This window comes from Cyanobium sp. L1E-Cus (assembly GCF_024345755.1).
Classification (GTDB): domain Bacteria; phylum Cyanobacteriota; class Cyanobacteriia; order PCC-6307; family Cyanobiaceae; genus Cyanobium_A; species Cyanobium_A usitatum.
On the sequence record NZ_JAGQBS010000002.1, the window covers coordinates 332,369 to 353,244 of the forward strand.

The following is a 20,876-nucleotide window of genomic DNA, read 5'->3' on the forward strand; positions in this document are numbered from 1 at the left end:
ACTGCAACAATTATCGCCGCTGAAGGGTCAAAGCCATCCACCTTCTGATGTCATTTTTGCTGGTTGCTCCATCGGCACTTGGCAACCTGGAGCTCTGCGCCCAATGGCGCTCAGCCCGAGGTGCGGAAAAGGCCAGCCTCGCCAACAGGCTTGGGGCAAGCAACGGTCTCACCAAGAACACAAAGCTGGCCGAGGCTCAGCCCAGCGACATCAACAGCCTTTATCGCATCCCCGACATCCAACGGCTCTGCCGCAACTCCTAAGCAACTCAGCACCAATCCATGACCCTGAAGCTTTACGGCGGCGCCCGCAGCCGCGCCTCCATGCCCCGCTGGTATCTAGAGGAGAAGGGGATTGCCTACGAATGGATTCAACTCGACATGGAGGCAGGCGAACACAAGGGAGACACCTTTGGTGCCATCAACCCCTTCGCCAAGGTGCCAGCGCTGGTGGATGAGACCCTGCGCGCACCAGGCGGCAAACCGCTGCAGCTGTTTGAAAGCGGCGCCATCCTGCTGCACCTGGCCGATCACCACGCCAACGAATTCGCTGGCACGGCGGCTGAAATGGCAGCCCAGCGGGCCCTGGCAAACCAGTGGATCCTGTTTGCCAATGCCACCCTGGCAGTGGCGCTGTTTGTGCCTAGCAACCGGGAGCGGGAATTCCCGCAGTTGATGGGGGTGCTTGATGGGCTGCTGGCAGGCGGCCGCTCGCTGCTGGCAGGGCCCTGGGGCGATCCCACCTGGAGTGTTGCCGACTGCGCCGTAAATGCCTACCTGGCCTATCTGCCGATCTTCTTCCCCCAGATCGACCTAACTCCCTACCCCAACGTGCAGGCCACGATTGCCGCCACCCAGGCCCGGCCGGCCTACCAACGCGGCATGGGCAGGGCTTGAACTCGGCACGAAGCGCTGCTGCAACAAGCGTCAGCTTTGACTGGCGGGGCCAGCGGCTGCAGCTGCTGGGAGCCAAGGCGGCATGGGATCCCCAGCGCCGAAATTTATTAGTGGCGGATTTGCATCTAGGCAAGGCGGAAACCTTCCAGGCCCATGGCATTCCCCTGCCCAGCGATGGCGACGGCGCGACCCTCAATGGGCTCCTGGAGTTGGCCCATCAGCTGGAGCCCCAGCAGGTGGTGGTACTGGGAGACCTGATCCACAGCCGCTTAGGGCTCACCGGCGAACTCCGCGCCAAGCTGACTGCCCTACCGGAGCTGCTGGGCTGCCCGCTGCGCCTGATCGGCGGCAACCATGAGCAGGGCAGCTGGATCGAGGGGCTGCCGCAGGAGCCCTCCCAAGCCCTAGGCCCCTGGTGGCTGAGCCACATTCCAGAGCCGCGGGCGGGCATGCTCAACCTCTGCGGCCACCTGCATCCAGTGGCAGTGGTGGGCCGGGGTACCGATCGGCTGCGGCTGCCATGCTTCAGCTATTGCGAAGCCAGTGAGCGATTAGCCATGCCAGCCTTCGGGCGCTTGACGGGAGGCCATCCCTGCTCCCAACGTGATCGGATCTGGTTGGTGGCCGACGGCGCCGTCGTGGATTGGACGCAAGCACCACCCAGCAGCAATCGGGCCGCCTGAGCCCCAGGCCCCGCCGCCCGTTGTGGCGACACAAGCGGATGCTCACGGTGGCCCTGCCGGCAGGCTTTCTCACCTTTTTGGTGGCGATTGCCCCACCGCTGCCCGGGTCCGGCCCCCGGGCCGGAGCACCCCTACTCACCCGCGCCGACGACCAACCGTTCCGCTACCAGCCGGACGACAGCACCTATGCCCTCGACTTCGATCCCCGGGCCGTGCAGATCGACCTGCTGGAGGGCTGGGATCGGGAACAGGAGGCCTACGCCGACAGCCAGGCCCTGGCCTTCTTTTCGGGGCCGATGTACGAGCGCCACGTCGATGCGGGCGGGCGGGAAATCACGGTGCCGCTGGGCGATCTCAAGCTTGGCGATCGCATCTGGCGCGGCCGCAACCGCACCGCTGCCCGCCAGCGGGCCTTTGTGGGCATCCGCCGCGATGGGGGCGTCGACTTCGGCTTCGGCGAGCTGACGGCCGATCGCGCCCAGCGCTACGACAGCTTCATCGGCGGGCTTCACAGCGTCTACAACGACCTGGAGCGGCCGCCGGCGAGCTATCGCGGTGCCTACAGCATTTCGATGGGCCAGCAGATCCGCTATTTCCTACCCAGGATCCGCATGGTGATCGGCCTGCGCCCCGACGGCCGGCTGGAGGTGCTGATGAGCCGCGATGGCCTCACCCTCGAGCAGACCCGCTCCCTGGCGCGGCAGCGCGGGCTGCGGGCCGCCTACCTGCCCGACCACGCCTCCAAGAGCCGTTTCATCATCCCCGGCAAAAAGGGCTTCAGCGCGGCTGACGCCAACTGGATCAGCGGTGGCGCCACCAGCTTTGTGCACGTGCCCTACCTGCTGCGGCTGAGCCGACGCAGCACCCCCCTGCAGGGGTCGCTGCTGGCCAGCCTGGCGGGGCGAACGGCGGCGGAGGGCTGCGGCAATCCCTTCCAGTGCGGCCAAACCCTCGGCGGGCAACTGGTGGACCGGGCCCTGGCCGGCTTAAACCGGCTGATGGAGCAGGGGGTGGAACCCATCGCCCAGCTGATCTGGGCCCCTCGTGGCCCCCGGGATCCCCTGCGGGCCAACGCCAAGGCCCCCCTGCGGGAGCCGCCGATCAGCGCGGACCCCCTGGCCCTGCGCCAGCGCCAAGAGCAAGCCGCCGACAGCCCGGCGATCACCGGGGTGGAGCTCGAGACCCTCGGCCTGCCATCCGACCTCTCCCAGCCCCTGGTACTGCCAGAAGGCGCAGAACCGCCTGAGGAGGGAGCCGCGGCCGCGGACGGGTACGCCTCGCCAGGGGCGCCAGGGGCGCCAGGGGCCGCCGAACTGGAGGGCGCCGAACCGGCGGAAGCACCGGTGGATTCGGCGGTCGGCCCCACGGGCCAGATCACCACAGGGGCTCCCCTGCCGGGAGCGCCGCCCCCACCGGGCCTGCCAGAGCCCTGATCGGCTGATACCCCTGCTTCAGCCCGCTGCCGCCAGGGCTCGCACCACATCGCCCCTGGTGAGCACACCCACCGGGTGGCGCTCGCCATCCAGCACAAACAACCGCTGGGTGCTGCGCTCATGCAGCAGGCCCGCAGCTGCCGGCAGGGGCAGCTCGGCGCTGCAGCTGTGGGGATGCTGGCCCATTACCTCCCCCACGGTGCTGCCGAGCACCTGGTGCACCTCCTTGTCCCAGTTGAGTGGATTGCGCAGGTAGATCACCGCATCGAGCAGCATCACGTAGGGGCCGGGCTGGAAGCCGCTTTCGCGCACCATCAGGTCTTGCTCGCTGAGCTCGCCCACCAGGGCGCCACTGCCATCCACCACCGGCAAACCGCTGATGTGGTGCTCGCTCATCAACTGCACGGCCTCCTGCAGGGGACTGTCCGCTGTGACACTCAACACCGGTGCAGACATCACGGCGGAAACCAGCTGTTGCACCACGGGCCAAACAAGACGACTGGAGCCATTCTGGGGCCGAGCACGGCAGACACGATGGCGACGCAACGGATACGCCAACTGGCCGACGGCCTCACCGTGGCCCGGGCTGTGTTGGGACTACCGCTGATCGTTGCCCTGGCGGGGGGCCAACCAGCCCTGGCCTGGTGGCTGCTGCTACTGGGCGGCTTGAGCGACTGGGCCGATGGCGCCCTGGCACGCCGGGCCGGCGGAGGCTCGGTGTGGGGAGCCCGCCTCGATCCCCTCACCGACAAAATCCTGATCAGCGCGCCGCTGCTGTGGCTTGGAGCAGAGGGGATCCTGCCCCTGTGGGCGATCTGGCTGCTGCTAGCCCGGGAACTACTTATTTCTGGCTGGCGCGCCGCTGAAGCCAGCGGCGGCCCGGCCTCCTGGAGCGGCAAGCTCAAAACGATCCTGCAATTCGCCAGCCTGCTGCTGCTGCTCTGGCCCAACGGCTGGGGTTTCGGACTGGCGGCAGCATTCCAAACCGCTGGCTTCTGGCTGTTCTGGCCGTCGCTGCTGCTGGCGCTGAGCTCGGCCTGGGGCTACCTACGCAAGCCCTAAAGCAGTGAGCTCCTCGCTGCGCTGCCAGAGCCGCTGGCGCTGATCGGCATCGAGGGCCGCGGGGGCAATGCGCACCTCGGTGGGCCAGCCCCGCATGCCACCAAACTGATTTGGTCCGTAGTGGCCCCCTGGGGTGGCTTCGGGTGCGGTGGCGGCAAACAACTGGGGCAACGCTCCCATGGCCGCGCTCTGCAACAGCGGGCCCATCAGCCGGTAGGCCAGGGGTTCAATCCACGAGCCGTTTGCAGTAACTGAGGCCAGCTGAAGATTGGTGCGGGCAAAGCCCGGATGGGCCGCCAGCGACAACACGGCCTGGCCCTGATCGCACAGCCGCTGCTGCAGCTCTAGGGCAAACATCACATTGGCGAGCTTGCTCTGGCCGTAGGCAGCCCAGCGGTCGTAGCGGCGATCGCCCTGCAGATCGTCGAAAGCAATCCTGCCGAAATACTGGGCCCCTGAGGTCACGCTCACCACCCGTGCATTCGGGCGGTCTGATAGCAGCGGCAGCAGGGCCAGGGTGAGGGCGAAATGGCCCAGGTGGTTCACACCCAGCTGCATCTCGAAGCCGTCGGGGGTGAGCTGCCGCGGCAGGGCCATCAGGCCGGCGTTGTTGATCAGCAGATCCAGCCGGCCGTAGCGATCGGCAAATTCCGCAGCTGCACGGCGAACGCAAGCCAAGCTGGCCAGATCAAGCTCCAGCAGCTCAACGGCACCACCCCCGCTAGCGGCCGCTGCCTGTAATTCATCCTTGGCCCGCTCTGCCCGGGGCAGGCTGCGGCAACCGAGCACCACGGTGGCGCCCTTGGCCAGTAGCGCCCGAGCCGTTTCCAGGCCCAGGCCGCTGTTGGCGCCGGTGATCAGGGCCAAGCGTCCGGCCTGATCGGGAATGGAGTCGGTAGTCCAGTTCATGGCAGGAGCCTATGGAAATAGACCTCACACCTGCGGCAAGGGTGCTCAGCCGATCAAGGCCTCGTCTGCGGAGAAATCGGGGCTGGTGGGAGTACGCAGGGCGTAGTCGTTTTTGTAGCTGTCGGCGATGGTGGCCTCGAGGTCAAAGGCCGGCTCCCAGGCGAGTTCGCGCCGCACCCGGGTGGTGTCGGTGAGGAAGTGGGCCAGGCGCAGCGGGAAGGCCTTGCGGGCTTTTTTATCGAGAGCAGCGGGATCGAAGCTGCGGATTTCCACAGAAGCGAGCTCCTTGCCGGCCGCCCGGGCCGCTGCCTGCACCAAGCCCCGGAAGGTGACGCCCTGGCTGCCGGTGCAGTTGTAGATGCGGTTGGCGGCGGCATCCACCTCGATGCAGCGAGCCATGGCGGCGGCTAGGTCTGCCACATGGCCCAGCTGGGTGATCGTGCTGCCATCACCGGGCAGGGGCACGGGCCGTCCGTGCACGATGCGATCAAAAAACCAGCTCTCTACAGGGTTGTAGTTGCCCGGCCCCACGATGTAGGTGGGCCGGAAGCTGGTGAAAGCGATGCCCTCGCTGCGCAGCCAGGCTTCGGTTTCGGCCTTGCCAGCGTGGCGGCTGGCCGGATCAATAGGGCTGTTTTCATCGAGGGGCCAAAGCTCGCTGTCGGCATAGACGCCGGCCGAGCTCACATACACAAAGCGATGGGCCGGAGGCCCGGTGCGCTCGATCACAGCGCGGGAATCCTCCAGGCTGCGGCCCGAGCTATCGACGATCACATCAAAACTGCGACCCACCAGCGGCTCCAGCCCCCCAGCAGTGCTGCGGTCGCCGATCAGGTGCTCCACACCTGCCGGCGCAGGCTTGTTGCCACGGGTAAACAAGGTGAGGGCATGGCCTTCAGCCTGCAGCCGCTCCACCAGCGGTTTGCCCACGAAGCGGGTGCCGCCCATCACCAGGATGTTCATGCTGCTGCCCACGGGGCCGCGAAACTGGGCGCCATTCAAACCCCCGGCTAGCTGTCGGTTACTGCACCACCGTTATGCCCGTGTCGATCCGCTCGATCGGTGGCGCCGCCAGCGTCTGCTGCCAGAGGGACAAGATCGACCAGTAGCCCTGGGCCCTCGGCTTGGTCGCCACGCTGGAGTTCACCACGCCGCTGCGTATTTGGCCCACCAGCTCGGGCCATCGGGCGCACAGGCGTAGCTTCTAATTTTGGCTGCCAAGACGGCGCCGTAAACCACACTTTGTTTCTGGTTTGCCTCTTTTTGTGATGCGTCTGGCCAAGGCCTACACAGCCCAGCCCGCCACCATCACGTCGTGGCCCCCCGGCAGTCGCGGCTATCGCCACTTCTCCCTGCTGGGGGAGCGGGGCCAGGGCGCGGAACGGTCCGTGGAACTCCAGGCGGTGCTGGAGCGAGGCTTTCGGCTGGTGGTGCCGCTACGGGAGCTGCGCAACCGGCAGCTCTGGCAGCCTGGCTGGCAGCAATTGCCTCCAGCAGCCATGCAGATAATTCCCGCCATCGACCTGCTCGATGGCCACTGCGTGCGGCTGCACCAAGGCGACTACGACCAGGTAACGCGCTTCTCCGACGACCCAGTGGCCCAGGCCCTCAGCTGGCAGCAACAGGGAGCCAGGCGGCTGCACCTGGTGGATCTAGACGGGGCCCGCAGCGGCCAACCGGTCAATGATGCGGCCGTGAAGGCGATCACCACTGCCCTCAGCATCCCCGTGCAGCTGGGGGGTGGGGTGCGCAGCGCCGAACGGGCTGAGGAGCTGCTGAGCTTCGGACTGGATCGGGTCATCCTCGGCACCGTGGCCCTTGAGCAACCCGAATTAGTCGATGAGCTGGCATCGCGCTATCCCGGCCGGATCGTGGTGGGCATCGACGCCAAAAACGGCAAGGTGGCCACCCGCGGCTGGATCGAAGAGAGCAGCACCGAAGCCACCGCCCTAGCCCAGCGCTTCTGCGCCAGCGGCATCGCCGCAATCATCAGCACCGACATCGCCACAGACGGCACCCTGGCGGGCCCCAACCTCGAAGCCCTGAGGGCGATGGCCGAGGCCAGCGCCGTGCCGGTGATCGCCTCCGGCGGCATCGGCAACCTGGAGCACCTGCTGTCGCTGCTGAGCCTGGCGCCCCTAGGGGTGGAGGGGGTGATCGTGGGCCGGGCCCTCTACGACGGACGGGTGGATCTAGCTGAAGCCCTGCAGGCCATCGATGAGGGCCGAATGCAGGATCCGACCAGTGCCTCGATGATGGCCTGAACCGGCAGCCTGCCCCGATGGCAATAGCGGATCGCTTGCGACCTGCCCTATAACAGATTGAGTCTGATTTGAGGCGTGTCGCGTGAACGCCGGCGCCCTTCCCCCAACCAATCCATCAACCTGCGTAGACGACGTCTATCAGCGCTGCCGCGACCTGGGCATGAGGCTCAGCCGCCAGCGCCGCATGGTGCTCGATTTGCTTTGGGTTGAGAAGAGCCATCTCAGCGCCCGCGACATATTTGAAAAGCTCAACAACCTGGGCCGCAACATCGGCCACACGTCTGTTTATCAAAACCTCGAAGCCCTTCAAACCGCTGGCGTGATCGAGTGCCTCGACCGGGCCAGTGGCCGGCTTTACGGCTATCGCAGCGATCCCCACAGCCACCTCACCTGCTCGCAATCAGGCGCCATCCAAGACCTAGACGTCGAGCTACCGCGCGAGTTGCTCGACCAGATCGAGCGCCACACCGGCTTCGCCATCGAGACCTACACCCTGAATCTCACCGGCCGGCGCCGCAGCTGAATCCCTGCGCCCACCCAGGACTGGAGAATCCGCTTCAGCATCGGTACCTTTGGCCCATGCCATCACCAAACCCATGAGTTCGCCAAACCCGTGAGTTCGCAGCTGCTGCTGTTTGCCGAACCGCTGCTGCGCGATGGCCTCACCCGCCTGCTCACGGCTCAGGCGGGGCTGTATTGCGTCGCTGAGCGACCAGAGCAGCTGCAAGGGCTGCCCCAACTGGTGATCTGGCAGGCCAGCAGCGGCGACCTCCAGGGCGGGCGCCTGGCCGAAGAATTGCTGCGCCTGCAGGAGCGCTGGCAGCCAGCCCCGCTGCTGCTGCTGCTGCCTGCGGCCCATGGTCTGGGCGGTGATGCCCTGCTGCAGCTGCCGGCGGCTGGAATCCTCGAATCGCCCGACCCCCAGGAGTTGCTGGCGGCCCTCGCCACCCTGCTGACGGGCGGGCGCGTACTGGCAGCAGCGGCAGGCAGCGCCTCCCCCAGCCCAGCAGCCAGCCCGGCCCTGGGACTGGGCCAGTGGCTGCTGATCAGCGGCCTGCAGCAGATCGACGCAGACCTCGCTGCCATTAAGCGCCTGCTGACGCCGCCGCCCACCAACCTGGTGCAGCTGCTGGTGCTGCAGGGCCGCCTGCGCGAACTCTCGGCAGCCCGCGAGCTGCTGCTGCTGCTTTGGGGGCCGCTGAGTGTGGCCTGGGGCGCGCCCGATCCCTGCCCCAGCAGCCCGGAGCCCGTGCTGGCGATCACCCTGCAGCAGCGCAGTGCCGATGGCATCTGGCGCGCCATTCGTCAGCGGCTCGAGGCCGGCAGTGGTGCCGAGCTCAGCAACCAAAGCGGCCAGCTGCTGGCATTGGAGGGCCTCAGCCCCGAGCGGCGGCGCGACCTGCTGCTGGCCCTGCTGTGCCAAGTAGACAGCCTGCGCCAGCGGCTACTTGCCGACCCCTCTCCCCTGCAGGAGCGCTGGGAGCAATGGCAGCCCGAGCTACGCCAGCAAGCCATGCGCAGCCTGGTGAATTCCTACGTGCAGCTGCCCTGCGAAGGTAGCCTGCTGCCGGTGGCCGACAGCCTGCTTCGCAGCAGCGATCTAACGGGCCGCGACCCGGAGCTACCCGAGGCCCAGCCGATGCTGGCCTCCCTGGTGCGGGCCCAGCCCCTGCTGGTGGATGGCCAGCTGCTGGCCGCCGACGAACCGCGGGCCGTGCTCTACCTCGAACTACTAGTGAGCAACTGGCTGGTGCGCAGCGCCGAACTGGTAAGTGCCGAGCTGCTGGCCAGCTGCGCCGGCTGGCCCGAGTTGCGTCGCTACCTGCTCCAGCCCGAGCTGCTCGCCACCCGCAACCTGGAGCGCCTGCGCAACCAGCTCAACGCCCAACTGCGTTGGAGCAGCTGGGTGGAGCGGCCAATCACCCTCTACGAAAGCCGCCGCCGGCTCTACTGCCTGCGCGATGGCGCCATCCGCTGCCAGGAGCTCACCGAACCCCGCGACGCTGAACTGCGCCAACTGGGCTGGCTGCAGCAACTGGTGACCCTGGCGCTCGAAAGCCGCGATGCCCTAGCGCCCCAGGTGCAGGGACTGCTGCGAGGCCTCGGCGATCTGGTGGTGGTGCTACTAACCAGGGTGCTGGGCCGAGCCATTGGCCTGGTGGGCCGAGGTATTGCCCAGGGCATGGGCCGGGGCATCGCCAAGGGCGTGGGCCGCAGCTGACGCCCCGCCACAATGGCTTTAAACGAGCTTGCAAGCTGGCATGGGGCGAAATAAGAACGGGCAACACAGGATCGGGGCACGGGCCTCAACCCTTCAGCCCATCCTGCGACTCCTGCTCAGTTCAGCCCTGGGGCTGCTGCTGGCTGTGGGCCTGGTGGGCCTCGGTAGCCGCCCCGCCCAGGCCTCGCTCACCAACAACAGCTACGACGGCAACATCTACGCCCTCTACGCCGGCAACGGCTCCCTGGTGCCGCCCCGCAGCAGCCTTGCCAAGGCCCTGGAAGACCACCGCACCACCGTTGTCGTTTACTACCTGGACGACGACGCAGCCAGCAAGCAATTCTCGGCGGTGGTCTCGGAGCTGCAGCGGGTGTGGCTCAACAACATCGAGCTGATCCCGCTGGTTACGGATCCGCTCCAAAACCGGGCCGACACCGGCCCCAGCGATCCGGCCCACTACTGGTCGGGCCTGATCCCCCAGGTGGTGGTGTTCAACAGCGAGGGGCAGGTTGTCTTCGATGAGCAGGGCGCCGTGAGCGTCGATGCCATTAATGCCGCCGTCAGCCAGGCCACCGGCATCCCCCTACCCGAGGGGGGCACCACCAGCACCACCGAGAGCTTCAACGAACTCAATTCCGAGGTGGTGAGCCGCTGATGGGCCGCCTTGAAAGCGACAGCATGGGCGCCATCGAGGTGCCCGAGCAGCACTACTGGGGCGCCCAGACCCAGCGCTCAATCGAATATTTCCCCTTCGGCCAGGCCATGCCCCTGGCGGTGCTTCACGCCTTCGGAGCGCTCAAGGCGGCCTGCGCCGAGGTGAATATGGCCAAGGGCAAGCTCCCTCCGGAGCTGGCCGCCCTAATCGTGGCGGCTGCCGAGGAGGTGGCCTCCGGCACGCTTGATGCGGAATTCCCATTGAAGGTATGGCAGACGGGCTCCGGCACCCAAACCAACATGAACGTCAACGAGGTGATCGCCAATCGGGCGATCGAAGCCGCCGGTGGGGTGCTGGGCAGCAAGAGCCCGGTGCACCCCAACGACCATGTGAACCTCAGCCAATCCAGCAACGACACCTTCCCCGCGGCCCTGCATGTGGCCGTGGCGATTGAGCTGGAGCGCACTCTGTTGCCCGCCGTGGAGGCGCTGCGCGCCGCTCTGGCCGCAAAGGCCGAGGCCTTTGCATCGATCATCAAGATCGGCCGCACCCACCTGCAGGATGCGGTGCCCCTGAGCCTGGGCCAGGAATTCAGTGGCTACGGAGCCCAACTGGATCTAGCCCTGGAAACCATCCGCGCCAGCCTGCCCCAAGTGCGCCAGCTGGCCATCGGCGGCACGGCTGTAGGCACCGGCCTCAATGCCCCCAGCGGCTTCGGCGAAGCGGTGGCGGCGCGGCTGGCCGAGCGCCTCGGCCTGCCCTTCAGCAGCGCGCCCAATAAGTTTCAGGCCCTGGCCGGCCATGAGCCCCTGGCCGCGGCCCACGGGGCCCTCACCGTGCTGGCCGGCTCACTGCTGAAGATCGCCAACGACATCCGCTGGCTGGCCAGTGGCCCCCGCTGCGGCCTGGGAGAGCTGGTAATTCCGGAAAACGAACCTGGTAGTTCAATCATGCCGGGCAAGGTGAATCCCACCCAGGCCGAGAGCCTGACCATGGTGGCCGTGCAGGTGATGGGCAACAACACGGCCGTGCAGCTGGCCGCCAGCCAGGGCAATTTCGAGCTGAATGTGTTCAAACCAGTGATCGCCCACAACGTGCTCGAAAGCATCGAGCTGCTCGCTGGCGGCTGCACCAGCTTCCGCCAGCATTGCGTCGAGGGTCTCAGGGCCAATGAAAGCCGCATCGAAACCCTGCTGGATCAGAGCCTGATGCTGGTCACGGCCCTCACCCCGGCGATCGGCTACGACCGGGCCTGCGCCATCGCCAAGCACGCCCACAACCACCAGCTCAGCCTCAAGGAGGCCGCCCTGGTGCTCGGTGAAATCAGCGCTGAAGAGTTCGATCGCTGGGTGCAGCCCCAGCAGATGGTCTGAAGCTGCCAAAACCAATAAAACTGCCAGCATTAAGCAAGAGGGTTCTTACCTTCACGGGCTAAGCTGAGAGATAAGGCCATGCCCCAACTTTTAAGCGACAGCGCCTTTGCTGACGCCGGCATCCCAATGGCCTTTGTTGTTCCCAGCGCCGAGCGGGGTGGTCTGGGCTTGATCCAGTCAGCCAATGGGGCCATGGCATTTTTTACCGGCCGCTCAATGGAGGACCTGACGGGGCTGGCGTTTGCAGATCTTGTGCACCGCGACGATGTCGCCATCGGGGAAGACCAGCTCGCCAGACTGAGCAATGGCCAGGTAGAGAGCTGCAGCTTTGAGAAACGCTTTGAGCACGCCGATGGCCATCGCACCTGGGGACTAGTAACGGTGGCCCAGGGCCACGACGCAGGTGGCAGCCGCCAGGGGGCCTTGGTGGTGCAGGTGCACGACATATCCGAGCGCAAGCATTTCGTCGGCCAACTGGAATATTTCGCCGACCACGACCCGCTCACCTCGCTATTCAACCAGCGCCGCTTCCGCATCGACGTCGACCGCCAGCTCGCCTACGGCCGCCGCCATGGCAGTGGGGGGGCGGTGTTGATGCTCGACCTCGACAACTTCAAGGAGGTCAACGACCAGTACGGCCATGCCGCCGGAGATGCCCTGATCATTGCGGTGGCCACCACCCTCAGCGGAAATTCCCGGGAAACCGATGAGGTTTCCCGCCTGGGAGGCGATGAATTCGCTGTGTTACTGCCTGAAGCAGAACTAGCCGAGGCCGAAAGCCACGCTGAAAAGCTGCTGCGAGCCATCGCTGCGGTGGTAGTGGAAGGAGCCGGCCAAGGCATCACCGTGGCCGCCAGTTGCGGCGTGGCCGGCTTCACAAGCGATGACGGCCAGTGCGCCGACGACCTGCTGATCAACGCCGACCTGGCGCTATATCAGGCCAAGGAATCCGGCCGGGGCTGCGTCAGGGTATTTCACACCGACAGCGGCCTGCACGAAAAGGTGACTGCTCGTTTGATGTGGTCAGAGCGGATCCGAGAAGCCCTCGACCACGACGGCTTCGTGCTGCACGCCAAACCGGTGATCGATCTGCAAACAAATGCGGTGGCCTTCTACGAGCTGGCGATCCGGCTGCGGGCCCCCGGAGGCATCCTGATTCCCCCGGCGGTGTTCCTCTACACGGCCGAACGCTTCGGCATGGCCATCGACATCGATGAGTGGGTCATCGGGCGGGCCATCACCCTGCTGGAGGAGATGAACCAGGCCCAACCCATCGCCCTGGGGGTGAACATCAGTGGCGCGTCTCTGCAGGGGGATCGTTTCGCCCAGTTCCTCGAAACCCAGCTGGCAGGAACCAGCTTCCCCCGCGAGCTGCTGATCTTTGAGCTCACGGAATCGGTGGCGATGGCCAACCTCGAACGGGCCCGCCAGTTGGGCCGGGTGCTCACCAAACTCGGCTGCCGGCTGGCGCTCGACGACTTCGGCGCCGCCTTCGGCAGCTTCTACTACCTCAAACATCTGCCCGTCGATCTGCTCAAAATCGCCGGGGAATGCGTGCGCGGCCTGGGCACGGAACACGACCCCGCCGACCGCCTGATCATCGAGGCGGTGGTGAAGCTGGCCAAGGGACTCGGCACCCTGGTGGTGGCTGAGTTCGTGGGCGACCAGGAGACCCGTCAGGAACTGCTATCGATGGGGGTGCGCCTGGGCCAGGGGGCCTTCCTCGGCCCCTCCCGGGACGTTAGGGAGATTGAAAGCCTCCAGCCCCAGGGCGCCCAGCAAGACCCTCAAACAGTCACATCGCCTACCGAAGCCGGGGCCACCGGCCTGGTGGGATAGGCCCCATGGCCCAATCCCACCCACCCCTGCTGGAGCGCGATGCGCTCGCCAGCCTCAACCAGCTGCGTGATGGTCCCGCAGCCGTGCGCCTGGCCAGCCATCTGCTTATGACTTTCGCGGGCGGCCTGGTGTGGGCGCAGCAACCGTGGCCTCTGGCCCTGAGGCTGGTAGGGCTGCTGCTTTGCGGCATTGGCCTGGCCACCTGCTTCGCGCCCCTGCACGAGTGCTGCCATCGCACGGCCTTTCGCGGCAGAAAGCTGAACGACACGGTGGCCTGGTTCGCCGGGCTACTGAGCTTCTACAACGCCACCTACTACCGGCGCTACCACCAGTGGCACCACCGCTACACCCACCAACCTGGACTCGATCCCGAACTGGAGGATCCCGTGCCCACCAACCCCTGGGCCTACCTGCGCGAACTAAGCGGCTGGAACTGGTGGAGCGGCAAGTGGGGCGGCTACGCCCGGCTGCTCTGGGGAGACCTCAGCAACCTGAGCTACCTGAGCCCTGAGGCCATTCCCCAGTTGCGGCGCTCGGTGCGGCTGCAGTTCGCCGTTTACGCAGCCCTAGCCCTGGCCTCCCTGCTGAGCGGCACCGGCTTTCTGCTGTGGTTCTGGCTGCTGCCCCTGGCGGTGGGCCAGCCCCTGCTGCGCTTTGTGCTGCTGGCCGAGCACAGCGGCTGCTGCTTCAGCGTCGACGGCACCGAGAACACCCGCACCACCCTCACCAATCCTGCGGTGCGCTGGCTGATGTGGAACATGCCGTTCCACGCCGAGCACCACCTCTACCCTTCCCTCCCCTTCCACGCCCTGCCCGCAGCCCACGGCCCCATCGCCCCGCACCTGCGCCACTGCGATCGGGGTTATCTGGCGGTGCACCGCCGCCTGCTGCGCAACCTGCCACTCCTGGGCCTGCCGGCATGAACGCCACCGCAGTCGCCCAGCGCACCCAGCACCCCCTGGGCAACCTTCCCCTGGCCTGCGGCCACACCCTGCCGGAGGCCCAGCTCACCTACCTCCAGATCGGCGAGCTCAACGCCCAGCGCTCCAACCTGATCCTGGTGCCCACCTCCTATGGGGCCCGGCCCGAGGATCTGGCCTGGCTGGCCGGCCCGGTGCTGGATCCGGAGCGCTGGTGCATCGTGATTGCTGGCATGTTCGGCAACGGCGCCTCCAGCAGCCCCAGCCACGGCGCCATGGGCCTGGCCGAACAGGGCTGGGTGGTGAGCCACCGCGACAACGTCGCAGCCCAACGACAACTGCTGGCGGAGGTGTTCGGCGTTGAACGGCTCCCCCTGATCTACGGCTGGTCGATGGGGGCCCAACAGGCCTACCAGTGGGCCGTCGAACACCCGGAGGCGGTGGAGCGGATCTGCTGCGTCTGCGGCACCGCCCGCACCACCCCCCACAACCGCCTGTTCCTGCTCAGCCTGCGCCAAGCCCTCACCGCCGATCGCCACTGGAATGGCAGCGGCTTCAACGCACCGCCGGAGCAGGGGCTGCGCACCTACGCCCTGATCTACGCCAGCTGGGCCGCCAGCCAGCCCTTCTTCCGCAGCCTCGCCGAGCCGGTGGAAGACCACGTGGAGCAGCACTGGCTGCCCCACTACCAGCGCCATGACCCCCGCGATCTGATCGCCATGCTCGACACCTGGCTGGCCCACGACGTGGCCGCCGGAGGCGATTTGGCCGCAAGCCTGGGCCGCATCACCGCCCGCACCGCCGTGGTGGCCGGCAGCCACGACCTCTACTTCCCGCTCGACGACCTTGCCGCCGACGCCGACGCCATCCCCGGGGCGGAGCTGCACGTGATCCCCTCGGAGCTCGGCCACCGGGCCGGCAACCCCCACAGCAGCCCTGCCGAGCAGCGGCAGCTGAGCCGCATCGTTGAAACCCTCCTCCAGCAGCCCTCCCATGTCTGATCTCGCCCAGCGGATGCAGGAGCTGCAGCTCCGCTTCCTGCTGATCTCCTTCACCGACCTGTTTGGCATCCAGCGGGCCAAGCTCGTGCCGGCTTCGGCTGTGGCGGGAATGGCCCGCGATGGGGCCGGCTTCGCCGGCTTTGCGGCCTGGCTGGATCTCTCCCCCGCCGATGGCGACGTGATGGCGATCCCGGCGGAGGCCAGCCTCACCCCCCTGCCCTGGCAGCCGGGGGTGGGCTGGGTGGCGGCCGAGCTCCAGCTCAATGGCCAGCCGATGGAGCAGTGCCCCCGCCGCCTGCTGCGGCGCCAGCTGGAGCGGGCCGCTGAGCGGGGGCTGGAGCTACGCAGCGGCGTGGAAGCTGAGTTTTTCCTGCTCGATCCCAGCGGCGAGCGGATCGGCGATAGCGCCGACAGCCAGGAAAAGCCCTGCTACGACCAACTGGCCTTAATGCGCCGCTACCCCCTGATCGGCCCCCTGCTCGAGGCGATGGAACAGCTGGGCTGGGGGCCCTATCAAGCCGATCACGAGGATGCCAACGGCCAATTTGAGGTCAACTGGACCTACGCCAACGCCCTCACCACCGCCGATCGCCACGCCTTTTTCAAGGTGATGGTGAAGTCCCTGGCGGAGCAGCAGGGGCTGCGGGCCAGCTTCATGCCCAAACCATTCGCCGCCCTCACCGGCAATGGCTGCCACACCCACCTCTCCCTGTGGGGCGCCGCTGGCAGCTCGCAAGCAGGCCGCAACCTGTTCCACGATCCCAGCGGCGAGCTCGGTCTATCGACGCTTGCATACCACTTCCTGGCTGGCCTGCTGGCCCATGCCCCGGCCCTGAGCTGCCTGAGCAACCCCACGGTGAACAGCTACCGGCGCCTCGCTGCCCCGCCCACCACCTCGGGTGCCACCTGGAGTCCGGGCGGCATCAGCTACACCGGTAACAACCGCACCCACATGGTGCGCATCCCCGACGACCAGCGCTTAGAGCTGCGCCTCCCCGATGGTGCCGCCCATCCATACCTGCTGCAGGCTGCAATCCTGGCGGCTGGGCTCGATGGCATTGAGCGCCAGCTCGATCCTGGCCCCCGCAGCGACAACGACAACTACGCCAAGCCCCTGGATCCCGCCAGCTGCGGCAGGCTCCCGGTCAACCTCGGCGAGGCCCTCGATGCCTTCAAGGCCGACTCGGCCCTACGCCAGGCCCTGGGCGAAGAGTTTTGCCAGGCCTACGAAAAGCTGCGCCGGCGCCAATGGCAGCGCGAGCGCGGTGATATCAGCGACACTGAGCGCCGCGCTTGCCTGGATTGTTGAGCCAGGCGAGCGGCCGGCGAAAATAGGCTCAAACTTTTGACTGCTACTCGCAGCACTGCGCCGATGCCCCTGATTGCAATCAACGTCCTGCTGGAACCAGATGCTGCCACGGTTGAGAAAGCAAAGGCGATAAACGCGCGGCTGCGAGAAAACCACCCAGCCAGCTTCCCCCTAGATGCCAACCACGCCCCTCATATCACCATTCTACAGTTATTTATAAAAGCTGTAGATCTAGGCCAAGTAGCAGATGCCGTGGCCAACGTGCTGCGTACAGAGCCCCCGATCAATATTGAAGGCAAAGCAACTGGCTACTTTGCATTAGCCAGCGAGAATCTAAAATTAGTGGGATTCAACATCGAGGCGACTCCCGAGCAGCTCCGACTCCAGCAAAAAATCATCGCTGCCATCGCGCCATTTGCCGTGGAATACGGCACAAATGATGCCTTTGCACCTCGCCTTGACGGCGGCGCAATCAGCCAAGCGACTATTGACTACGTGAACAACTTCAGCGATACGCGAACTGGCCCGAACTACCAGCCCCATCTGACCCTGGGCATTGGCACAAGTGATTTTGTTGAAGCTTTAGTAGCAGAGCCATTTGAGACCTTTAGCTTCAAAACAGCCTCCGTGAGCCTTTACCAAATAGGCGATTTCGGTGTGGCCCAAACAAAGCTATACGACCTCTCTTGCCAAGCAGATCCGCTGCCCTCCTGGAATGAAGGGCATGTCAAACGAGCCATTGTTGCATTCATCGCCAAAGTCACAAATAAAGACTCACCCGCATACCTGCCTTCAGCCGAACGCATTGCAGTGCATGACAATGACGGCACGCTCTGGCCGGAAAATCCGCTGCCTTTTCAGGTGGCTTTTGCCATCGATGAACTGAAGCTGCGCATCCTCACAGAGCCGAGCCTCTCCTCAAACCCCATGGTGCAAGCTGCCTTGGACGGCGACCTTGCAAAACTCCTGGAAGGCAAACACTTCGATGGCCTGATGCAGATCCTGGCGATCACCCATGCAGGCATGACGGTAGAAGAATTTCGAGATGCCGTGCAGGCATGGTTTAGGTCGGCCAACCATCCGCGCTATGGCAAGGCCTATGGCGAGCTCACCTATCAACCCATGCAGGAGCTCCTTCGCTATCTAAGCGATAACGGCTTTAAGAACTTCATTGTTTCAGGTGGCGGCGCCGACTTTATGCGGGCCTGGGTGGAACAGGTTTACGACATACCACCAGAACAAGTTGTTGGCTCAACATCGCGGGCCGTATTCGAACTGCGGGACGGCAAACCAGTAATCACCAAAACCCTTGATTATTTGTTTGTAAACGATAAGGCTGGCAAGCCAGTCGGAATCCATCAGTTTATCGGCCGCAGGCCTGTAATTTGCTGTGGCAACAGTGATGGTGATCACGCCATGTTGCAGTACACCACGATCGATAATCCTCGCCCCAGCTTGGGGCTGATCGTCCATCACACCGACGCTGAACGTGAGTACGCCTACGACGCCAAGACGACCAGCACCGGCAAGCTTGTAGAAGCCCTAAAGGAGGCTCCCCAGCAGGGCTGGCTAGTTGTGGATATGAAGCAGGATTGGAACGTCGTCTTCCAGCCCCAGTAAAAGAAACTGGCCGCCCTACAGCAAATTTGCAGCCAGCTCAGCCAGTTCACTGCGCTCACCCCGCAGCAGGGTCACATGGCCGGCGAGCCGCTGGCCCTTGAAGCGCTCCACCAGCCAAGTAAGGCCGTTGCTTTCAGCATCCACATAGGGATTATCGATCTGGTAGGGATCCCCGGTAAGCACAATTTTGGTGCCCTCGCCCACCCGAGTCACGATCGTCTTCACCTCATGGGGGGTGAGGTTCTGGGCCTCGTCCACCACCATGAATTGGCGCGGAATCGAACGACCACGGATGTAGCTGATCGCCTCCACCTCGAGCAGGCCCATGCCCTTGAGGTCGGTCCAATTGCTGCGCGGCCCGCGGTGACTGCCGCCAGCCCGAGCAGCACCCCGCCCCTCCTCCTCACTACCGCCGAGCAGAAAGTCGAGGTTGTCGATGATTGGTTGCATCCAGGGACCCATTTTTTCGTCCAGATCGCCTGGCAGAAAGCCGATCTCCTTGCCGAGGGAAATCACCGGGCGGGTCACCAGCAGGCGCTCGTAGAGCCGCTCATCGGCCACCTGGTGCAGCCCAGCGGCCAGGGCGAGCAGGGTTTTACCTGTGCCGGCCTTGCCCACCAGGGTGATCAGCTGGATGCTGGGATCCAGCAGCAGATCAAGGGCAAATGTCTGCTCCCGGTTGCGGGGCTGGATGCGGCCGAGCTTGGCCTTGGGCGCTCGCTGCAGCGGCTGCAGGCTGGCGGTGGCGGCGTTGTAGCGAGCCAGCAGGGTGTGGGCCGGCTGGGCCCGATCGATCAGGGTTACGCCCTCGTTGGCCTGCAGCGGCGCCTCCAGCACCAGGCCCTCCACCGCCAGTCCTGGCGGCAGCTTGACCCGATCCATCTGCTCCGCATCCACCCACACCTCACAGAAGCCGGGGTATAGGTCGCCGATGTCAACCCGATCGCTGGTGTAGTCCTGGGCGATCAAGCCCACCGCATCAGCCTTAATGCGCAGGTTGGTGTCCTTGGTAACGAGCACCACCGGCGGCTGGCTACCCAGCACCGCCTGCAGGCGCTGCTCCTCAAGGGCCACCGCCAGGATGTTGTTGTCGCCACTGCCGCCCTTGAGCTCGGGCGGCAGCTGGCTGAGGGTTTCGGCCCGGCAAAACACCACCTTGAGCGTGCCGCCCTGTTCGCCATTGGGCACCCCATCGGCCAAGTTGCCATGGGCGCGCAGAGCGTCCAGCAGCCGCGACACCTGGCGGGCATTGCGTCCCTTTTCAGCTGGATCCCGCTTGAAGCGGTCGATCTCCTCGACCACCTCGATCGGGATCAGGATGTTGTTGTCTTCAAAGCGGGTCAGGGCTGCCGGATCGTGCAGCAGCACGTTGGTGTCGAGCACGAAGGTCTTGCGCATGCCGATCACCGATTCCGTGATTGCGAGAAGTTAAGACCACTAGGCCATTTACGCTCCGTCGATTCGTGCCTCGTCGCAATTGGCGCCTTCGTCCATGGCCTCATCGCTTGCCGCCCTGGTTCTGCTCAAGCTCTTGCTAGTGCTGGCCCTGCTGCTGGGCCTCACCCTGGTAGTGCTGGAGCTTCGCCATCGCCTGCGCCCCGCCTCGCCGCTGCGGCTGCGGGCTGAAGACTTCCGCGTCGAAGCCAGCAGCGCTGGCCTCACCGTCTCAGTCATGGTGACGATCCACAACCCCCACCACCGCATGGAGGTGATGGTGCCGGAGATCGAGCTGCGGCCGACCCTGCTTGGTCGCGGCGACCTGGCAGGCGTCACGGTGTCGAGTCGGATCGAGGCGCTGCATCCGGATGAGGAATCCCGCCCTGATGGCTACTGGGCCGCCTACATAGTCAAGGGGCGCAAGAGCACCAGCGCCCGCATCCAGATCAGCCTGAACGGCGCCCCGGGCCAGTCCCTAGACCAGCTGCTCGACACCCTCTGGCTGGAAATTCTCTGGGTCAACTACGGCCCCTTCGGCCGGCTCCATCGCCGCGATGGCGTGCTGTTGCCACTGCAGATGCCCGCACCCCTGGCCGCCGTAGACGCCCGCTGGCGCGACGGCGACCGCTGCCGCGTGCTGCCAGTTGGCACCCACCTGCTCGGCGTGCTCGACGACCCAGAAGCCGTGCTGCGCCGCTACGCCGGCGAGCTGATCCAGCCCGGCGATGTGCTCACCATCGGCGAAACCCCCCTGGCGGTGATGCAGGGTCGCTATCACCACCCGGCCACCGTTCAACCCAGCGCCCTGGCCCGGCTGCTCTGTCGTGGGTTCCACCCCACCAGCTCCCTGGCCACCGCCTGCGGACTGCAGTCCTTGATCGATGTGGTCGGTCCGGCCCAGGTGCTGGGCGCCTGGCTGATTGGCCTGGCCCTGAAACTGGTGGGCAGTAAGGGCTGGTTTTATCGCCTTGCCGGCGACCAGGCCCGCCTGATCGACGACATCACCGGCACCACGCCCCCCTACGACCAAACGATTGTGCTCGGGCCCCTACAGCCCGCCGCCTTCTGCGCCGCCATGGCCCGCTCCTTGGGCGTGGCCGTGGCGGTGGTAGATGTCAACGATCTGGGCCGGGTCAAGGTGCTGGCCTCCAGCCCCGGCTGCGATGAAGCCCTGCTGGAGCGGGCCCTGCGTCCCAACCCGGCTGGTAATGCCAACGAGCGCACCCCATTGGTGCTGGTGCGCCCCAGCTGACC

General features: G+C 65.7%; 21 protein-coding genes and 1 pseudogene. 17 read left to right on the forward strand and 5 right to left on the reverse strand.

Annotated elements, in window-relative coordinates:
* Nucleotides 1-47: 47 nt before the first annotated feature.
* From KBZ22_RS01825 to KBZ22_RS01840, 4 genes are read left to right on the forward strand one after another with little or no spacing between them, the layout of a single operon-like run.
* Nucleotides 48-263 (forward strand): hypothetical protein, encoded by a 216-nt coding sequence (locus tag KBZ22_RS01825; protein WP_254942639.1) that lies wholly within the window; start codon nucleotides 48-50, stop codon nucleotides 261-263.
* 18 nt (nucleotides 264-281) lie between these two features.
* On the forward strand, nucleotides 282-896 hold the full coding sequence (locus KBZ22_RS01830) for a glutathione S-transferase family protein (protein ID WP_255020799.1): 615 nt from the start codon (nucleotides 282-284) through the stop codon (nucleotides 894-896).
* Nucleotides 893-1,579 carry a ligase-associated DNA damage response endonuclease PdeM gene (gene pdeM / locus KBZ22_RS01835; RefSeq protein WP_255020800.1) on the forward strand — a complete coding sequence of 229 codons (687 nt, stop codon included), beginning with the start codon at nucleotides 893-895 and terminating at the stop codon, nucleotides 1,577-1,579. Before KBZ22_RS01830 ends, pdeM begins: the two co-directional genes overlap by 4 nt.
* 38 nt (nucleotides 1,580-1,617) lie before the next feature.
* Nucleotides 1,618-3,012 carry a hypothetical protein gene (locus tag KBZ22_RS01840; RefSeq protein ID WP_255020949.1) on the forward strand — a complete coding sequence of 465 codons (1,395 nt, stop codon included), beginning with the start codon at nucleotides 1,618-1,620 and terminating at the stop codon, nucleotides 3,010-3,012.
* An 18-nt stretch (nucleotides 3,013-3,030) separates the two neighbouring features.
* Here KBZ22_RS01840 and KBZ22_RS01845 read toward each other — a convergent pair whose 3' ends face one another.
* Nucleotides 3,031-3,468 carry a CBS domain-containing protein gene (locus KBZ22_RS01845; protein ID WP_254929578.1) on the reverse strand — a complete coding sequence of 146 codons (438 nt, stop codon included), beginning with the start codon at nucleotides 3,466-3,468 and terminating at the stop codon, nucleotides 3,031-3,033.
* Nucleotides 3,469-3,546: 78 nt separating this feature from the next.
* Here KBZ22_RS01845 and KBZ22_RS01850 point away from each other — a divergent pair, with 78 nt between their 5' ends.
* Nucleotides 3,547-4,074, forward strand: coding sequence for a CDP-alcohol phosphatidyltransferase family protein (locus tag KBZ22_RS01850; RefSeq protein WP_254929574.1), 528 nt, complete (start codon nucleotides 3,547-3,549; stop codon nucleotides 4,072-4,074).
* Here KBZ22_RS01850 and KBZ22_RS01855 read toward each other — a convergent pair.
* The 3 genes from KBZ22_RS01855 to KBZ22_RS01865 are packed head-to-tail and all read right to left on the reverse strand — an operon-like array spanning nucleotide 4,060 to nucleotide 6,154.
* Complete coding sequence (locus tag KBZ22_RS01855; protein WP_255020801.1) at nucleotides 4,060-4,983, reverse strand: oxidoreductase; 924 nt, start codon at nucleotides 4,981-4,983, stop codon at nucleotides 4,060-4,062. The two genes, KBZ22_RS01850 and KBZ22_RS01855, sit on opposite strands and share 15 nt — an antisense overlap.
* 45 nt (nucleotides 4,984-5,028) lie before the next feature.
* Nucleotides 5,029-5,946: an NAD-dependent epimerase/dehydratase family protein gene (locus KBZ22_RS01860; RefSeq protein WP_255020950.1), complete on the reverse strand. Its 918-nt coding sequence runs from the start codon at nucleotides 5,944-5,946 to the stop codon at nucleotides 5,029-5,031.
* A gap of 58 nt (nucleotides 5,947-6,004) precedes the next feature.
* Nucleotides 6,005-6,154: a hypothetical protein gene (locus tag KBZ22_RS01865; protein ID WP_255020802.1), complete on the reverse strand. Its 150-nt coding sequence runs from the start codon at nucleotides 6,152-6,154 to the stop codon at nucleotides 6,005-6,007.
* A gap of 97 nt (nucleotides 6,155-6,251) precedes the next feature.
* Between KBZ22_RS01865 and KBZ22_RS01870 the strand changes: the two are divergent.
* The 11 genes and pseudogenes from KBZ22_RS01870 to KBZ22_RS01920 all read left to right on the forward strand — a co-directional run.
* Nucleotides 6,252-6,452 (forward strand): annotated as a pseudogene (locus KBZ22_RS01870) (TIGR02450 family Trp-rich protein); the annotation flags it as partial.
* Between the two features lie 30 nt (nucleotides 6,453-6,482).
* A complete protein-coding gene (hisA, locus tag KBZ22_RS01875; RefSeq protein ID WP_255020951.1) occupies nucleotides 6,483-7,247 on the forward strand; it encodes a 1-(5-phosphoribosyl)-5-[(5-phosphoribosylamino)methylideneamino]imidazole-4-carboxamide isomerase in 765 nt (254 codons plus the stop codon).
* Nucleotides 7,248-7,407: 160 nt separating this feature from the next.
* Nucleotides 7,408-7,770, forward strand: coding sequence for a transcriptional repressor (locus KBZ22_RS01880; RefSeq protein WP_255020952.1), 363 nt, complete (start codon nucleotides 7,408-7,410; stop codon nucleotides 7,768-7,770).
* Nucleotides 7,771-7,860: 90 nt separating this feature from the next.
* Nucleotides 7,861-9,468 (forward strand): DUF3685 domain-containing protein, encoded by a 1,608-nt coding sequence (locus KBZ22_RS01885; protein WP_255020803.1) that lies wholly within the window; start codon nucleotides 7,861-7,863, stop codon nucleotides 9,466-9,468.
* 40 nt (nucleotides 9,469-9,508) lie between these two features.
* Nucleotides 9,509-10,123 (forward strand): thylakoid membrane photosystem I accumulation factor, encoded by a 615-nt coding sequence (locus tag KBZ22_RS01890; RefSeq protein WP_255020804.1) that lies wholly within the window; start codon nucleotides 9,509-9,511, stop codon nucleotides 10,121-10,123.
* Nucleotides 10,123-11,496 carry a class II fumarate hydratase gene (gene fumC / locus KBZ22_RS01895; RefSeq protein ID WP_255020805.1) on the forward strand — a complete coding sequence of 458 codons (1,374 nt, stop codon included), beginning with the start codon at nucleotides 10,123-10,125 and terminating at the stop codon, nucleotides 11,494-11,496. Before KBZ22_RS01890 ends, fumC begins: the two co-directional genes overlap by 1 nt.
* A gap of 78 nt (nucleotides 11,497-11,574) precedes the next feature.
* Nucleotides 11,575-13,335: a bifunctional diguanylate cyclase/phosphodiesterase gene (locus KBZ22_RS01900; protein WP_255020806.1), complete on the forward strand. Its 1,761-nt coding sequence runs from the start codon at nucleotides 11,575-11,577 to the stop codon at nucleotides 13,333-13,335.
* A gap of 5 nt (nucleotides 13,336-13,340) precedes the next feature.
* Entirely contained in the window at nucleotides 13,341-14,258 is a 918-nt protein-coding gene (locus KBZ22_RS01905; protein ID WP_255020807.1) for a fatty acid desaturase, read from the forward strand.
* Nucleotides 14,255-15,256 carry an alpha/beta fold hydrolase gene (locus tag KBZ22_RS01910; RefSeq protein ID WP_255020808.1) on the forward strand — a complete coding sequence of 334 codons (1,002 nt, stop codon included), beginning with the start codon at nucleotides 14,255-14,257 and terminating at the stop codon, nucleotides 15,254-15,256. The genes KBZ22_RS01905 and KBZ22_RS01910 overlap by 4 nt, the downstream gene beginning before the upstream one ends.
* Nucleotides 15,249-16,565 carry a type III glutamate--ammonia ligase gene (gene glnT, locus KBZ22_RS01915; RefSeq protein WP_255020809.1) on the forward strand — a complete coding sequence of 439 codons (1,317 nt, stop codon included), beginning with the start codon at nucleotides 15,249-15,251 and terminating at the stop codon, nucleotides 16,563-16,565. The genes KBZ22_RS01910 and glnT overlap by 8 nt, the downstream gene beginning before the upstream one ends.
* A gap of 63 nt (nucleotides 16,566-16,628) precedes the next feature.
* Nucleotides 16,629-18,185, forward strand: coding sequence for a haloacid dehalogenase-like hydrolase (locus KBZ22_RS01920; protein WP_255020810.1), 1,557 nt, complete (start codon nucleotides 16,629-16,631; stop codon nucleotides 18,183-18,185).
* Between the two features lie 15 nt (nucleotides 18,186-18,200).
* Here the strand turns inward: KBZ22_RS01920 and KBZ22_RS01925 are convergent, their stop codons facing one another.
* Nucleotides 18,201-19,583: a PhoH family protein gene (locus KBZ22_RS01925; protein ID WP_254942302.1), complete on the reverse strand. Its 1,383-nt coding sequence runs from the start codon at nucleotides 19,581-19,583 to the stop codon at nucleotides 18,201-18,203.
* A 94-nt stretch (nucleotides 19,584-19,677) separates the two neighbouring features.
* On the opposite strand from KBZ22_RS01925, the gene KBZ22_RS01930 reads away from it, so the two are divergent.
* On the forward strand, nucleotides 19,678-20,874 hold the full coding sequence (locus KBZ22_RS01930; RefSeq protein ID WP_255020811.1) for a F420-0:Gamma-glutamyl ligase: 1,197 nt from the start codon (nucleotides 19,678-19,680) through the stop codon (nucleotides 20,872-20,874).
* The last annotated feature ends 2 nt before the right edge of the window (nucleotides 20,875-20,876 follow it).

Coding starts and splice junctions, on each gene's coding strand:
- KBZ22_RS01860 (WP_255020950.1), bottom strand. CDS start 5,946: ATGAACATCCTGGTGATGGGCGGCACCCGCTTCGTGGGCAAACCGCTG.
- KBZ22_RS01880 (WP_255020952.1), top strand. CDS start 7,408: ATGAGGCTCAGCCGCCAGCGCCGCATGGTGCTCGATTTGCTTTGGGTT.
- KBZ22_RS01850 (WP_254929574.1), top strand. CDS start 3,547: ATGGCGACGCAACGGATACGCCAACTGGCCGACGGCCTCACCGTGGCC.
- fumC (WP_255020805.1), top strand. CDS start 10,123: ATGGGCCGCCTTGAAAGCGACAGCATGGGCGCCATCGAGGTGCCCGAG.
- KBZ22_RS01920 (WP_255020810.1), top strand. CDS start 16,629: ATGCCCCTGATTGCAATCAACGTCCTGCTGGAACCAGATGCTGCCACG.
- KBZ22_RS01930 (WP_255020811.1), top strand. CDS start 19,678: ATGGCCTCATCGCTTGCCGCCCTGGTTCTGCTCAAGCTCTTGCTAGTG.
- KBZ22_RS01890 (WP_255020804.1), top strand. CDS start 9,509: ATGGGGCGAAATAAGAACGGGCAACACAGGATCGGGGCACGGGCCTCA.
- KBZ22_RS01825 (WP_254942639.1), top strand. CDS start 48: ATGTCATTTTTGCTGGTTGCTCCATCGGCACTTGGCAACCTGGAGCTC.
- KBZ22_RS01925 (WP_254942302.1), bottom strand. CDS start 19,583: ATGCGCAAGACCTTCGTGCTCGACACCAACGTGCTGCTGCACGATCCG.
- KBZ22_RS01855 (WP_255020801.1), bottom strand. CDS start 4,983: ATGAACTGGACTACCGACTCCATTCCCGATCAGGCCGGACGCTTGGCC.
- hisA (WP_255020951.1), top strand. CDS start 6,483: ATGCAGATAATTCCCGCCATCGACCTGCTCGATGGCCACTGCGTGCGG.
- glnT (WP_255020809.1), top strand. CDS start 15,249: ATGTCTGATCTCGCCCAGCGGATGCAGGAGCTGCAGCTCCGCTTCCTG.
- KBZ22_RS01840 (WP_255020949.1), top strand. CDS start 1,618: ATGCTCACGGTGGCCCTGCCGGCAGGCTTTCTCACCTTTTTGGTGGCG.
- KBZ22_RS01905 (WP_255020807.1), top strand. CDS start 13,341: ATGGCCCAATCCCACCCACCCCTGCTGGAGCGCGATGCGCTCGCCAGC.
- KBZ22_RS01845 (WP_254929578.1), bottom strand. CDS start 3,468: ATGTCTGCACCGGTGTTGAGTGTCACAGCGGACAGTCCCCTGCAGGAG.
- KBZ22_RS01910 (WP_255020808.1), top strand. CDS start 14,255: ATGAACGCCACCGCAGTCGCCCAGCGCACCCAGCACCCCCTGGGCAAC.
- KBZ22_RS01900 (WP_255020806.1), top strand. CDS start 11,575: ATGCCCCAACTTTTAAGCGACAGCGCCTTTGCTGACGCCGGCATCCCA.
- KBZ22_RS01830 (WP_255020799.1), top strand. CDS start 282: ATGACCCTGAAGCTTTACGGCGGCGCCCGCAGCCGCGCCTCCATGCCC.